The sequence below is a fragment of the Sporosarcina psychrophila genome, assembly GCF_001590685.1.
Taxonomy (GTDB): domain Bacteria; phylum Bacillota; class Bacilli; order Bacillales_A; family Planococcaceae; genus Sporosarcina; species Sporosarcina psychrophila.
Window position 1 is genome coordinate 1,145,504 of record NZ_CP014616.1, and the last position, 14,807, is coordinate 1,160,310.

The following is a 14,807-nucleotide window of genomic DNA, read 5'->3' on the forward strand; positions in this document are numbered from 1 at the left end:
TAAACTATCGGGCGTTTTAGTTTAGTAATCATCTGCCTTTACAGGGCAGATTTTCTTATTGAGTAATGTAGTTAACTTCCGTGAACTTGCTAGCGTAATGTTAACTAGAGGTGTATGGCGCATACAAGTTCTTACATCGATCGAATCGAAGGTTTGCGGGTGGAGATAATCGAGATTCTTGTTAAACTAACGGGGCAGGTTAGTTCAATAAGAAAAGTCATACTTAGCCATATTATGAAGTGGTGTTACGAGATAGTAGTAGGGGCAAGGTAATAAGCTACCCAGTACTAGACGTACCCGAAGTTTATCGGAGTAAATAGTATGACTTCACTTTATCAATATTTAAATAATGATGCATGAAAGAAATGAAAAGGAGTTGATGAAAGTGATAGAAGACCTATCCAAAGAAGAACATGGTATGAGTGGAACCGTCCGTTCTAAATTATTTGATAAGAACTTAGAAGTGTGGATTGAAGAAGATGTGAGCGTTGAGTATGTCAATTTATGTGCAAAGTCTCTCAGTAGTATAGATGATAACCTTATAGAAGATATATGCAAAGCAGCCATCACTTACTCCGAAGACTTCTGTGAAATGGTTGGACAAGTGCCTCCTAAAATTGAAAAGATGAGGGACATCCTTCAGTATGTAGAATTTGGCTCTATGCTTGTAGATGAGCCAGAGGATAATTCGGTACCAGTTGTCCATTTAATAGGAGGCTGCGAGTGGGAACCAGAGCATGGGATTGAAGTCATTATCCGCAATGGAGAATTAATCTACCTGGGAGCTTACAATGGTGAATGGGCGTGGGGAGAACTGGAACACTATGAGGAAGACTATAACTATGCCTTTGTGGTAAAACAAAGTGTAGAAATAGAAAAAGAGAACTTAGATTAACATTAACAACTTGTCCTTTGTTAAAAATGAATTTGGATATGCTTCTGCAAGCTCATTTTTCTATAAAAACCAACCATTAACTTTAACATAGCCATAGAGAAAAGAATTATCGTAGTCGGCATGATTATCCTTTAATAACATCTGATTTTCATAATCCTTCTTCAACTAACGGGGCAGGTTAGTTGAAGAAGGACTTGCTGAAAAAAGGGGGAAGACAATGACATTTGAGGAGTTAATAAAAGCAAACGATTGTTATATATCATTTGAAAGTATCTTAGAACCAAGAACTGAGGATAAAAGACTTAGAATAATAATCAACAAAAGTGATAATCCAACAGACTTACTCATCTTTCCTCACCCTGACAGCAAAGTGGTAACCTTACAAATTGATTTTAAAAATTACGTTACCTATTCTGTTATTTATGATGATTTTACTATATGGGATGATAGTGAGGTATTTCGGGGTAAGTCATTTCGGATTTATGATAAGTCTAATTATTTTGATTTCATACAAAGGAAATCGTTTCTTCCAAGCGGTAAATTAACACATTACTCATTAGCTTGTATTGAACATAAAGTAGATATTATTTCAAAATTTGAACCAGTAATTACAATTATTAACTCAGAAAACATTAAGTAGTTTGGTTAATATTTATTAAACTAACGGGTGCTTTAGTAGAGTAGAGCAACGTCTTTTAAGACGTTGCTCCTTTACATTTAAAAGTACTTCTGATAATACTCTTTCCTTAGCCTACCGCTTAATTGAGCGTATATCCTTGTGGTTTCGCTTTTTTCATGCCCCATAAGACTTTGTATGACTTCAATAGGAGCCCCATTATTCAACAAATGAGTTGCATAGCTGTGTCTAAGTTGGTGTGGATGAATCTCTTTATTGATTTCAGCACGATTTGAAATCCGCTTAATGATGTATCGCATTTGGGCAACACTCATTTTATGTGGCTGCCTTACAGTCACAAAGATGTCAGGATTATTGTCATTACGGCTTTCAATATAGCGTTTAAGCCATATGTCGCAACGTGTATTAAAATAAACTTCCCTTTCCTTATCACCTTTTCCCCTAACGATCGCGGATTGATTGGACCAATTAATATTGTTCTTTTCTAACGCTACTATTTCTCCAATTCGGCAACCGGTAGAAAACATGAATTCAAAAATCGCTTTTTCCATTGGGGAATGACAGGATTCACGAAGGTGTTCAATCTCCCGTTCGGTTAAATACTTGGGTATCCGCTTACCTACTTTGGGCTCTTTAATCTTGCAAGTTGGATTCTTACTCAGGTAGCCTTCTTCATGAGACCAACGAAAAAAAGATTTCATAAAGCGGATGCGATGTGCAAGACTAGCTGGTTTTAAATGCTTGCCCGATACAGCAAGATATTGCTTCAGTTGATTTGTATCCAACAATTCCATCTCTACATCATTAAAATAACCAATTAGTAGCAAAGACTGTAACTGATAAGCCTTCAACGTTTGTAGTGAAAAACCCTCTATTCGTTTATCAGCTTCAAACGAAGACCATGCTTTTGACAATAACAATTCCATTCCCCCTAAAGTAGTAATGTTAAAGGAATTATTGCCAACTTAATAGAGTTATAGACATAAGGAGTGATTTTACTAACGGGGCAGGTTAGTTCAATAAGTAAAAGAATAAATAGTGTGAATAAATAGATAGAATAGAATGGAATGGAATGGGGCGAAAAAATGGAGAGGAAGTTTAGTAAGTATTCCACCATTTCAGTTGTCGTTGGAATTTTTGTTGCATATATGGCTTTTCCACCGATTAATATTACTATTTTGGGTTGGTGGGGAATATTCATTGGATTTGGTGTCTATTTAACAGGCATAATACTTGGTTTCGTTGCTTTCTTTAAGAAAGAAAAAGGGTTTATGAAGTATATCTCGTTACTTTCCATTTCATTAGGTTTTTTATTTATTGCATTTCTCTATGCAATCCTCGGTAGAATTTAACGAAATTAATTTGATGACATAATTATACTAACGGGGCAGGTTAGTTCAATAAGCAGGTGAATTGGCAAGGATATCGAAGTAGTAAATATAAGGAAATTTATTCAAGTAAGAGGGCAAGTTAGTTAAAAACAATAGGGGTGAGAAATATGAGTGACCGATTTGAACTAAGTTTTAAAAACAAGGTAGTTAGAATGTGGTTGATTATTATGATACCAGCTGTGATAGCAGAAATATTAATTATCCAATTTACCAAAATTCCAGTATTCACGACAATACCTTGGATAATCTTTTTTATTTGGCTTTATTTTTATAAGAGGAAACAGAAGAAAGAGCATTCCGTTTCCTAGTGGTTTTATTCTAAAAGGATTGGTTAATTCCTGTTCTTATTAAACTAACGGGTGCTTTACTTGAAGATCATTGAGCTGCTTAGACGGCAATAATCAATATAAGGAGAGCGTTATGATTACTTATAGAAGAAAAATAAGGTTGAAAGATTTAGAAATATTTATGCTTTTTAAGAAAGGAATTTCGTTAGGGTATCTAATTATTGAAGATTTGAAAAGACCTTTAACAATTGAAGATGTTAATATGGAGTTCATTTATATGACGAAAGAAGATGTTGGTATATACAAAAATATTATTAAAGTAGATATTCTTTCGGATGAAAAACTTAGTAAAGAGGATGCGAGTATTTTTGAAGAGTTTGCTTGTGATTTAGTAGATACAAAAGATTTTTGTACAACAATATTTAATTTCAAGGTAGACCTAAATTTATTTGTGGAACTGCCCTTGGATGAAGACATCCACGCTTATAGAAAGATACTGCAGTTGATTCAAAATATGATATAACACACGTTGAATTAAATAATTTAATGTATCTTTCGCAAGATTGATAAGAAAAGTTTGAAACATTTTATATTGCAAATTTCTTATTGAGTAATGGAGTTAACTACTTCCGTGAATCGGTGTTATGTAAACCTGGTGTGTATGGCATATACAAGCCTGTTCAGGCTTGATCCCATGGAGCAATTCCAGTTTTTTGTTCAACTAACGGGGCAGTTTAGCGCAATAACTAAATGGGATATTATGCACTTTACAAAATGTTACAATACAGTTGAATGAAGAGTATAATTATTATCCATATAGGGAGGAATGAAATTGATGATTTTATTGAATCCTGAAGAGTATGCAAAGGTTTGTAAATGTTCATTAGAATTAGCTACTAAAAGATCGGCTTATTTTGAAAATCTGTATAAAAAACATCTTGAAGCTGTTTGTCCTACCTGCAATGCTACAAACGGTAATTTATACTATGCCGATGATAATAAAATAGATGAAATAAATATAGTCTATATTCGGTGTGGAAATTGTAAAGATACATTTTCTTGTAGTGATGCAAGACTACGTGATTGGCAAGCTGGAACGGGATTGCTTGATCAGGTGCTAGATGTAATCAATTATGGTAAGTTCTCTGTAATGGGATTTGCTTATGATGAATTGTCGGAAGAAGAGTGGTTTCAATTTGTAACGGAGTCAACTAATAAATTATATAATGATGACTTGTGAATGAGTGTACTTAAACTAACGGGTGCTTTAGTCGAACAAAAGGGGCTTCTTAGGAAGCTCTTTTTCTTATTGAACTAACGGGGCAGGTTAGTTGAATAAAGTACATTAGGATGAATAGGGTAAAATGAAAATAAACAATAACTCAAATGTTTTTGTTCAGCTTCCTCTATTGAGCTAAGAACGTTACATTTTAGGGGGATTTTAAATGGAGAAAATCTTAGTGAAAACAGGGATATATTCATTGGTTTTATCTTTCTTCTTATTCGTAGTCTTTATGAAAAGAGAAGTAAGCACAACTGATTTTGAGGGGATGACTTCATTTGTTGTAACGCCTTATCCAGAGTTTTTCTTTCAAATTATTAGATATTCTATTATCACTTCAATCATTGCAGTAATATGCGTATTGCTATATATACTGTTAAATAAGGAAAAAGAGTAACAAACTCACCAGGTGTATTACTACTTTATAGATATTGTGAAGGTTTGTACTTAAACTAACGGGTGCTTTAGTGTAACAACAGTAATTCTTTTCTTATTGTGCTAACGGGGCAGGTTAGCTTAACAAAACGTATGAACAATTATGGTAATATGGGATTGAAAAGGGGAGTGACTGTGACCTATCTAACCATTCTTTATATGTGTTTGTTAGTGGTGTTTATCAGTGCTATTGGTGGTTTCCTGAGCTATAAAGTAAGTCGTAAATTTTTTAACACTGAAGCACTTAGATATATATTGGGAGGCATAGTAGCTTTACTTTTAAGCTACCCAATGACAATATTTCTGCAACTTGGTGGAGTATGGTTCTATCACTTGCCTATCGCAGTGCTGGCGATAGTTTTATATGTCGCGTTCTATTTGAATTCGAAGGGTAATTGGAAATTGATAGCGTGGTTCGGTTTAGTTGTGTTAACTGTAATTATTGCAACACACGTTTATCTAATCATAATCTCTATCTTCTTAAGCTAACTGGGTACGCGCGATAAGTTCTGTTATAAATGAAAACAGCGTGAAAGACAGGAGATTCTGTGATTTAAAATCTCAACTTTACAATGGAGGGTAGGAATGAAGGAACCAAGTTACCTAAAACCATCGCGTTAATACTTCTGCTTGCATTATTACTGATAGGTTAGAAGTTCTGAAGCCAGATGAAGTCGACAGAACAAAGGCTAAAGACATTCCTAAGGAAAAGGTATGCCGAGCGGCTGAAAAGCTAGACATGGTGAGAATAGTTCCTTTATAAAGGAACTGACGGACTTTCCAAAAGGTTTAAAGTTAGAACATGAGGAAACTCATATACCATCCAACGACGGGCTAAATGGTGTAAAGTAAAAAAAGTACCTTATGAATAACAGCAAGTGCAGGGGGAGAAAATGAAGAAAGAAATTAAGATTGTATTTAGTATAAGTTTTATATTTTACTTATTGGTATTGGTGTTTATATTATTCTTAGGTTTTAGGGGTTATAGGTATGACCTACCATTCTTAGAGTATATGAAAAACTCTTCAAATTTCGTTCCATTTAAAACTATAAATACATATTTTCAAGCAATACTTGATAGAAGTATAAATTTGGATATCCCTATCAAAAACCTTTTTGGTAATTTTGTTTTGTTTTTACCAATGGGTATTTATTTACCATTTTTCATAAAGAAAACAAACAAAGTAATGGTATTTTCTATTTCAATGATTGTATTATTATTTATTATTGAGGTAATGCAATTAGTTACAAGAAAGGGTAGTTTCGACGTTGATGATTTCATCCTAAATATGCCTGGTGCTTTAATAGGGTTTGGAATTTGGAGAACAAAGTTTGTTCAGAATCTACTTAAATAGAACTGTAATTATTCTTCAACTATCTGGGGCTTTAGTGAAGAGTCGGCTGCCTTTCACGGCGGCTTTTTCTTATTGACTAATGGTGACGTGGGTTATTGTGTTTATAATGGCTTTATCCGGTAAGAAAAGAACAGGTGAATTTAAAAAGATTACATTTAATCAATTTGTAATTGCGATCCTAATTTCTATTGGTATAATGATTTTGACTATTAGACATATGGATATAATGGGATAAAAGCAAATGTAGGATTAAGCGAAGCTAGGATGTGATTGAATGTTTCAAGATGGATTTCCAAATTATTTGAGAGATGATGTGGCCACAGCGGTTGGAATGATTCCTCATGAAAATTATGAAAATGTCACTAGTGGTGTGTCCCAGGATACTATTCAATACTTTCTAGATGATACCATGATTAGGTTTCCTTATCGCATATACTATATTGATAGTTTAGATGAAGTTATAGACAATTTAAGTCTACGACAAAAAATGATTTTGCATTGTATTTATTCAAGAAGTTGTGACGGATTTGTTCGTCAAAAGCATATCTCTTCGTTGCTACAGATGGATTATGAAGATTGGGCTATTCCTTATATCGTAAAAATATGTGATGAATATGTCGTAGAGATAATAGAAATGACTTATGATACTTTAAAAGAACAGGAAACAGAACGGATTAAGAGATTTTGTCTTGAAAATATTGTGCTGTTTTGCAAAAGTTACAATAGAATGATTAGCTATTGGAACGAATATTACAGATATAGAAACAATGATTTCAAAAAATATATTGGCAGGAAGTTATTTATGGATTGTTTTGGATACTCTAAATCCATGGAACGCAGGAGAAAAGAAGTTTGTGAAACATATCACTTAAAGTAACGAGTGCTGGTTTAGTTAAACGAGAATTGGCAACCTTTTCTTTGAATTAAAGGGTAAGAATACTTCCGTAAAGGGGTATTACGTCAACCAGTAGTAAATAGTATATACATTAGTTATTGGGTTTTTTTTGAAATTAAAAATACATAAAAGTGAAACGTAAAATTACTGAAAAAAGGAGTTTTCATATGCGGAAATTATCTATACTTAGCATAGTTCTATCAGCAATATTTTTATTAATACATATAGTATTTGATTTTAAAAACCACATGTCGGTTTTAATGGTCAACATTTTAATAGCCATTTTCGAATTTGTTTTACTATTAGCTGGATTTTATTTACTCGATCAAAAAAGAAACCAACAACTAAAAAAAAGTGACGCTTTTTACTTTAACTCATCACATCACGCTCTCCAATGAATTCCGAACGTTCGTTATATGATTCACATTCACTGATAACTTATCTCTGAACACTTCGGGTGTATGCAGCATCCAAGCTTGAATTAGATCAGTAGATGTAATAAAGTGTGCTTGAAAAAATTGCAAATCTATCACAATACAAATATGTTCGATTTGCAAAAAAACACTCTTTTATTTAGAAAGGGAGACTTTTTCACCTATAACAGGTGTCATAACCTAACTTAAAAATTACGACACTGTTATGGTATGAAAAAATCTAATAAAAGGATTGACCATTTTGCTCAACTAATCCGATAGCACAATATTTTTTTCAGTTCGAACTTAAATAATTGAGGACTATATTCACTCGCTCTTTTACCGTATCGTCACCTTCTATTCTCAATACCGGGCATACTAAGTCCGACATCCAATGTAAGTGTAACATTTTACTTCTGACTTCCATTCCTGCTTCATCATATAAGGAAGCCCACTTCAAAAAAGCCTTGGATTCGTCGTATTTACTACCACCATCCAATATTTCATTCCCATACCTTTGAAATTCCCTTTGTTGCAATCTCTCAAGTCTTATATTTTGGGGAAGCTGCAAAAATATAACCAAGTCAAAATGGGCTTTAAATTCGTCACCCCAACCACATATTGCCCCCGAAAGAATACAGTTTTGATATATTGTTAAGTCATGCTTTAGCATTTTTGTTCTTTCAGGTATTGGTCTTTGTTCTGTGAACTTAGTTAACCAAAAATAGTCGTCTGTATCAAGAAGAGTATAAGGAAGTGCCTGTGATAACGCAGTTCCGAGTGTCGAAGTTCCAGAACCAGCAGCACCAAATATATGTATTTTTGTAATAAGAATTTCCTCCTCTAATAGGCCATTTCATTATTTTTGATTATACAGATAAAATTCATCTTTAGTAAAACTCCCTTATTCAACTAACGGTGGTAATAGGTAAGTATTTGATGTTATCTTCAAATTTTCCCAGTCGTAGAATTGTTCTGCATACATTTTCATCCAAACAAAAGAAGTTAAACACTATAATTAATATTGAAATGAAACAAGACAATATGTGAGGTTTTGAAAGTGAAGAAGTGTGCATATGTAAATTTAGTACCTTGGTTCTGTTTAGTTTTGTCCTTCGCGGTTATATTCGACTAAATTAAGGTAACCGTCACCTTTGCTTACTCAGGGGAGGTTTTTTGATATGAATGATGTTTGATTCCTCTACAAATAGGCGTTCGTATGGTAAATTAAGTACAGTGTAAGTAAAGGAGTTACGGTAAAATGAATGATTTTTTTGAACGAAAAAAGAAAGAATTGAATATAGATTTGAATGAAGTGCAAAAGAAAGCAGTGCTGCAAACAGATGGCCCGCTTTTGCTTTTAGCATGCCCTGGATCAGGGAAAACGACGACAATGATCATGCGAATCGGATATTTGATTGAAGAAAAGAACGTCAATCCGAAGCGTATTAAAGCAATTACATTTAGCCGGGCATCTGCGCGAGATATGACGGAGCGTTTCACAAGGTTTTTCCCGCACAGTGCACGCGTGGACTTTTCCACAATCCATAGTTTGGCATTTATGATTGCGCGTAGCTACTTAGAGAAAATAGGTACAACATACGAGCTGATTGAAGGAAGTAAGACAGGGCGTCAGTCTATCAATAAGGCATTTTTATTGAAAGGCATATATAAAGACGTATTGAAAGAGGATTGCACGGATGACGAACTGTCGTCTCTTTCGACATTCATCAGTGGGATTAAAAACCGCATGATCCCACTTGGGAAATGGGAGGAGCTTGAAGGGCCTGTTGATAAGGCAGGACGCATTGCCAGGAAATACGAGCAGTATAAGACGCGTACAAGTGGTCAACTGCTTCTTGATTTCGATGATATGCTGACAATTGCGGAACAGGCACTTCGAGAAGACGAACAACTTAGCGAGCACTTTCGAAACCTCTACGACTACCTCCTAACCGACGAAAGCCAGGACACGTCCCTTGTTCAACATAAAATTGTGGAGCATCTTGTGGCGCATCACGGCAATCTTTGTGTGGTTGCTGATGATGACCAGTCGATCTATACGTGGCGCGGGGCGGAGCCGGATTATCTTCTTGATTTCAAGAGTGTCTATCCAGATGCTCAAGTGCTGATGATGGAGCGTAATTACCGTTCGTCAAAAGAAATCGTGGAGATGGCTTCGAAGTTCATCAAACGGAACAAAAAGCGCTATCCGAAAGACATGCATACGGAAAACGGCAAGATCGAGCCAATTTATATCAAACAGCTTACTAGCCCGAAACAGCAATTAGAATACGTAACATATGAACTGCTGAACGAGAAGAATTTGAATGAGGTTGCTATTTTGTTCAGGAACAATTCATCGTCAACGATGTTCGTGAGCGAACTACACAGGCGAGGTATCCCATTTTATATGAAGGATGCAGATGACAAGTTTTTCACACATTGGATTGTCGAGGATATTTTGAACTTTATGCGTCTCAGTTTTAATATGGAACGGAAAGATATATTTGCGAAGATCATCATGAAAATGAATGCCTTTATTTCACGAAACATGCTCACCCAGTTTGAAAATACTGCAACAACGGGGAATGTATTCGATGCATTTATTCAAACGGTTGAAATGAAAGACAGTCAAGTCAAAAAGTTAGCTGACTATAAAAAAGGATACGCTGTGATTCCAGAGATGCGTCCGGAACGAGTGATTCAACTGATTCGGAATGATTTTGGGTATGAGGCGGCGCTTAAAAGTAGAGCTGAAAAGTTTGGATTCCGTTTTGAAAGCCTGCTTAGCATTTTAGATACACTTGAAGGAATTGCATCACAACTCCGAACGATGGTGGAATTTGCGACGCGTTTGAAAGAACTTGAACAGGCAGTAAAAAATGCGAAATTCAATGCACCTGAAAATGCGGTGACGTTATCGACATTTCACAGTGCGAAAGGGCTTGAGTTCCGGCGTGTGTTCATGATTGATTTACTAAAAGGGGTTATTCCATCAGATGAAGATGAGAGTGATGTAGCGATGTTGGAAGAAGCGCGTAGGCTCTTCTACGTCGGGATGACACGTGCGAAAAACCGACTTGAATTGCTGTCATATGGTCAGGACGAAGGGAAGCCGAAAGAAGATTCTAGGTTTCTGAATGAAGTAAGGGGCCTTCTTTTGAAACCGGGTGAAGCGAACAAAGAGCAGAAACCAGTGAAGATTAAGAAAGCGTCGATTGCACTAAATCCTGATGGTATTCAAGATAGTGACGAGCTAGCGGTTGGAACAGCGGTCAAACACCGTGTATTCGGGCAGGGTGAAGTCACACGGCGTGATGGTGATGAAATTCATATCCAATTTGGTAAAATCGAGAAAAGGCTTGATCTTGAAACGGTTCTTTCCCTTAGGTTACTTGAGAAAGTTGCCCTATGAAAAAGCTCTTATGGATTGGATTGGCAGGAGCGGCAGGAGCAATTATACGCGTGGCGATTGGCCATGTCGTTTCCAATGATTCAGGATTTCCCTTTTCGACGCTAGGTGTAAATATTGTGGGAACGTTTTTGCTATGTTTTATAGTAGCAGGAGCTTTTCGCAAACTAGCAGCGGATAAACAATTGCAAGATATCGTAACGTCGGGTTTTCTAGGTTCTTTTACCACGTTTTCAGCGTTAAGCATGGAGACTGTACTACTGATGGAAAAAGATCAAATTCTCTTGGCTGGATTGTATATCATTCTTAGTATAATCGGCGGACTTACTGCCGGGGCGCTCGGCTTTCATCTAGGCAGGAAGAAGGTTCGTACATGACTTTCGTGGATTTATTGATGATTGGAATCGGAGGCTTTTCCGGTGCAGTCATTCGTTATTTTATTTCAGCAAAGATGAATGAGCAGGATGGGTTACCAGCTGGAACATTGCTCGTCAATCTGGCAGGGTCCCTAATGATTGGAGTCGTTTTCGGGCTGGAACTACCTTTATGGGCGACTCTGCTGATTGCCTCCGGTTTCGCAGGGGCGCTGACGACCTTTTCCACGATGAATAAAGAGCTGTTAATCATGTGGGAAAACGGTAGGAAAAGGAATGCGGTACTCTATCTTCTGCTAATATATATATCGGGAATCGGCCTTGCATTTCTAGGCTACCTGGCGGGAAGCAGTGTTTACTAAATTTGTCCGTTTGAGTTGAGTACATTTGGGAATAGAGTAGTAGACTACTAAAATTCCGAATGGAGGAAACGACATTGGACAACAAACATAATGATGAAAAGAATAGGCAGTTAGAGACGTACCGTTCACATGATGCGGGTAAAAAGATGACGACGAACCAAGGACTTAACGTGTCAGAGGACGAACATTCCTTGAAAGCAGGATTGCGTGGTCCGACATTGATGGAGGACTTCCATTTCCGTGAGAAGATGACCCATTTTGACCATGAACGGATTCCTGAAAGAGTCGTTCACGCTAGAGGCTACGCGGCACACGGTGAATTCGAATTATTTGAATCGATGAAAGACTATACGAAAGCGGCATTCCTGCAGGAACCCGGTTCGAAAACACCGGTATTCACACGGATTTCCACCGTAGCCGGCAGCAAGGGATCGGCAGAAACAGTACGCGATGTACGCGGATTTGCGGTGAAATTCTATACCGAAGAAGGAAACTATGATTTAGTGGGTAATAATATGCCAGTTTTCTTCATCCAGGATGCCATCAAATTCCCGGATCTTATCCATGCCGTAAAACCTGAACCGCATAAGGAAATGCCGCAGGCGGCTTCTGCACATGATACTTTTTGGGATTTCGTTGTAAGTAACCAGGAGTCTGCGCATATGATCATGTGGCATATGTCCGATCGCGCGATTCCTCGGAGTTTCAGGATGATGGAAGGATTCGGGGTTCATACATACCGTTTGGTGAACGCTGAAGGGAAAGCGCATTTTGTGAAATTCCATTGGAAACCGAAACTCGGCGTTCACTCCCTCGTTTGGGATGAAGCGCAGAAAATCGCCGGGAAAGATCCTGATTTTCATCGCCGGGACCTTTGGGAGTCCATTGAAAAAGGGGACTTCGTCGAATTTGAATTCGGCGTCCAATTGATTGAGGAAAAAGATGAATTCATGTTTGATTTTGATATCCTGGATCCGACCAAGCTATGGCCGGAAGAGAAAGTACCCGTCAAAATCATTGGGAAAATGACGTTGAACCGCAATGTCGATAATGTATTTGCGGAAACGGAACAAGTCGCATTCCATCCGGGAAGTGTTGTTCCCGGGATTGATTTCTCAAATGATCCATTGCTGCAAGGTCGCTTGTTTTCATATACGGATACGCAACTCATTCGCCTTGGCGGACCGAACTTCCATGAGTTGCCGATTAACCGTCCAGTGTGTCCAATCCATAACAATCAGCGTGATGGCTATGGCAGACAGGCAATCAATGTGGGGCAGGTCAGCTATCATAAAAATTCATTGGCAAACAATACACCGACAACATCTACCGAAGAAGAAGGCGGTTTCGTCCACTATCAGGAGAAAGTGGAAGGACGCAAAATTCAAGCACGCAGTAATTCTTTCAGTGACCATTTCTCGCAAGCACGTCTTTTCTGGAACAGTATGACATTGCCCGAGAAAAAGCATATTGTCGATGCGTTCAGTTTTGAAGTCGGTAAAGTGAAAGATAAGAATGTCAAACAGCAAGTCGTGGATATGTTTGTCAATGTCGATAAAGGCTTGGCAACCGCTATTGCTGAAGCGGTGGGGGTCAATCATCCCGAGGGCAAGGAATCGGACGTGACCGAATCGTCACCAGCCCTTAGTCAGGAATTAACGGTGAAATCGCCGGCTACACGAAAAATCGCCATTCTCATTGGTGAAAAATTCAATGGCGGCGAAGTGGAAGCGGTTGTCAAAGCCTGCGTAGACGCAGGAATGACTGTGGATATCATCGGCGAGAAGTTCGGTTTCGTTTATGGTGAAGATAAACTGGCAGTCGAAGTGACGGAAACATTCCTCACTATCCATTCCGTATTGTATGATGGGCTATACGTCGTCGGAGGCGAGGCGGATAATCCAAGGAAACTTAAGAAAGATATCGTCAATTTTATCAACGAAGCTTTTCAACACTATAAACCAATCGGTATCGCCACAACCGGCAAGCCTTTCTTCGAGGCTTCAGATGCAGAAGAAGGTCCAGGCATCGTACTGTCTGACGTAGCAGATTTCAACAGCGAGTTTATCGCCGCGGTCGCTGAGCACAGGCATTGGGAACGTAAAATCTTTTGATGGATTGAAAGTGAAGCGGTCGTCACTTAGGTGGCGGCTGTTTTCATTTGGTTGCAGAACTGGTAACATAAGAATGTTATAACTAATGAACTAGTAAAAGGATGACGGATACATGAAACAAAACAAAAAGAATACTAGCACCTTACTGAAAAAACCAGCAGGCATTGTGAGTATCGGTGTCGTCTTACTCGCGTTGATTGTGTACAATATTTTCTTTCCTGAACAAGAAGCAGAACCGAGCCGAGCCGGTTTAATCCCGGTGGAGCTTGTGAAAACGATTGACGGCGATACGGTAAAAATTATGTATGAAGGTAAAGAACAGAATGTCCGGTATTTACTAATTGATACACCGGAAACGAATCATCCACGTCTCGGAAAGCAGCCGTTTGGCGAGAAAGCAAAAGAGCGTAATCGTGAGTTGATGAACAGCGGGAAATTAGAAATCGAATTCGATGTCGGTGGGAAAACAGATAAATATGATAGATTGCTTGCTTATATTTATATTGATGGTGTGAGTGTTCAGGAAAAACTGTTGGAAGAAGGGCTAGCCCGCGTGGGGTACGTTTATCCGCCAAATACACGACATCTAGACGCTTTTAAGAAAGCAGAAGAGAAGGCCAAAAAAGCGGGAATTGGCATCTGGACGCTTGAAGATTATGCGACTGATCGCGGATTTGACAGCGAAACGTATGTAGAAAAGAAACCTGAAACACAACCAGTATCCGGTGCTAAAGAAGCGTTTAAAAACTGTACGGAACTACGTCAGAAGTATCCGAATGGCGTGAAAAAAGGGCATCCTGCTTACTCAGAAAAAATGGATGGCAATAAAGATGGTAATGCGTGCGAGCGTTAATATTCGATGGAAAAGATAGAACTATACTTAACTTCTCGTTTTTTGTAAACGGGGAAAGATGATAGGCACAGCATATAAAACAAAAACATCCTTAAATCA

15 protein-coding genes are annotated in these 14,807 nt (G+C 37.8%); 13 read left to right on the forward strand and 2 right to left on the reverse strand.

The features are described 5' to 3' along the window. The first annotated feature begins 385 nt into the window (after positions 1–385). Both AZE41_RS05545 and AZE41_RS05550 read left to right on the forward strand, forming a co-directional pair. A complete protein-coding gene (locus AZE41_RS05545; protein ID WP_067206581.1) occupies positions 386–895 on the forward strand; it encodes a DUF6985 domain-containing protein in 510 nt (169 codons plus the stop codon). Between the two features lie 217 nt (positions 896–1,112). Beyond that, positions 1,113–1,535 (forward strand): hypothetical protein, encoded by a 423-nt coding sequence (locus AZE41_RS05550; RefSeq protein WP_082786501.1) that lies wholly within the window; start codon positions 1,113–1,115, stop codon positions 1,533–1,535. 77 nt (positions 1,536–1,612) lie between these two features. Here the strand turns inward: AZE41_RS05550 and AZE41_RS05555 are convergent, their stop codons facing one another. Next, positions 1,613–2,452, reverse strand: a complete 840-nt coding sequence (locus AZE41_RS05555; RefSeq protein WP_067206584.1) for a tyrosine-type recombinase/integrase — start codon at positions 2,450–2,452, stop codon at positions 1,613–1,615. 165 nt (positions 2,453–2,617) lie between these two features. Between AZE41_RS05555 and AZE41_RS05560 the strand changes: the two genes are divergently transcribed. From AZE41_RS05560 to AZE41_RS05595, 6 genes are all read left to right on the forward strand, one after another. After that, complete coding sequence (locus AZE41_RS05560) at positions 2,618–2,884, forward strand: hypothetical protein (RefSeq protein ID WP_067206586.1); 267 nt, start codon at positions 2,618–2,620, stop codon at positions 2,882–2,884. A 459-nt stretch (positions 2,885–3,343) separates the two neighbouring features. Next, positions 3,344–3,733 (forward strand): hypothetical protein, encoded by a 390-nt coding sequence (locus AZE41_RS05570; RefSeq protein ID WP_067206592.1) that lies wholly within the window; start codon positions 3,344–3,346, stop codon positions 3,731–3,733. Positions 3,734–4,042: 309 nt separating this feature from the next. Continuing rightward, on the forward strand, positions 4,043–4,450 hold the full coding sequence (locus AZE41_RS05575; protein ID WP_156475971.1) for a hypothetical protein: 408 nt from the start codon (positions 4,043–4,045) through the stop codon (positions 4,448–4,450). A 205-nt stretch (positions 4,451–4,655) separates the two neighbouring features. Further along, positions 4,656–4,889, forward strand: coding sequence for a hypothetical protein (locus tag AZE41_RS05580; protein WP_067206596.1), 234 nt, complete (start codon positions 4,656–4,658; stop codon positions 4,887–4,889). 931 nt (positions 4,890–5,820) lie between these two features. Next, positions 5,821–6,282, forward strand: a complete 462-nt coding sequence (locus AZE41_RS05590; protein WP_067206601.1) for a VanZ family protein — start codon at positions 5,821–5,823, stop codon at positions 6,280–6,282. 274 nt (positions 6,283–6,556) lie between these two features. Beyond that, positions 6,557–7,159, forward strand: a complete 603-nt coding sequence (locus AZE41_RS05595) for a hypothetical protein (RefSeq protein WP_067206604.1) — start codon at positions 6,557–6,559, stop codon at positions 7,157–7,159. 726 nt (positions 7,160–7,885) lie between these two features. On the opposite strand, the gene AZE41_RS05605 is transcribed toward AZE41_RS05595, so the two are convergent. Continuing rightward, on the reverse strand, positions 7,886–8,419 hold the full coding sequence (locus AZE41_RS05605; RefSeq protein ID WP_067206609.1) for an ATP-binding protein: 534 nt from the start codon (positions 8,417–8,419) through the stop codon (positions 7,886–7,888). A 432-nt stretch (positions 8,420–8,851) separates the two neighbouring features. On the opposite strand from AZE41_RS05605, the gene AZE41_RS05610 reads away from it, so the two are divergent. From AZE41_RS05610 to AZE41_RS05630, 5 genes are all read left to right on the forward strand, one after another. Next, positions 8,852–11,008: an ATP-dependent helicase gene (locus AZE41_RS05610; RefSeq protein ID WP_067206611.1), complete on the forward strand. Its 2,157-nt coding sequence runs from the start codon at positions 8,852–8,854 to the stop codon at positions 11,006–11,008. After that, on the forward strand, positions 11,005–11,382 hold the full coding sequence (locus AZE41_RS05615; protein ID WP_067206613.1) for a fluoride efflux transporter FluC: 378 nt from the start codon (positions 11,005–11,007) through the stop codon (positions 11,380–11,382). Before AZE41_RS05610 ends, AZE41_RS05615 begins: the two co-directional genes overlap by 4 nt. Next, positions 11,379–11,741 (forward strand): fluoride efflux transporter FluC, encoded by a 363-nt coding sequence (locus AZE41_RS05620; RefSeq protein WP_067206616.1) that lies wholly within the window; start codon positions 11,379–11,381, stop codon positions 11,739–11,741. The genes AZE41_RS05615 and AZE41_RS05620 overlap by 4 nt, the downstream gene beginning before the upstream one ends. A 74-nt stretch (positions 11,742–11,815) precedes the next feature. Beyond that, entirely contained in the window at positions 11,816–13,855 is a 2,040-nt protein-coding gene (locus tag AZE41_RS05625) for a catalase (protein WP_418064656.1), read from the forward strand. A gap of 112 nt (positions 13,856–13,967) precedes the next feature. Beyond that, a complete protein-coding gene (locus tag AZE41_RS05630) occupies positions 13,968–14,708 on the forward strand; it encodes a thermonuclease family protein (RefSeq protein ID WP_067206622.1) in 741 nt (246 codons plus the stop codon). Positions 14,709–14,807: the final 99 nt, after the last annotated feature.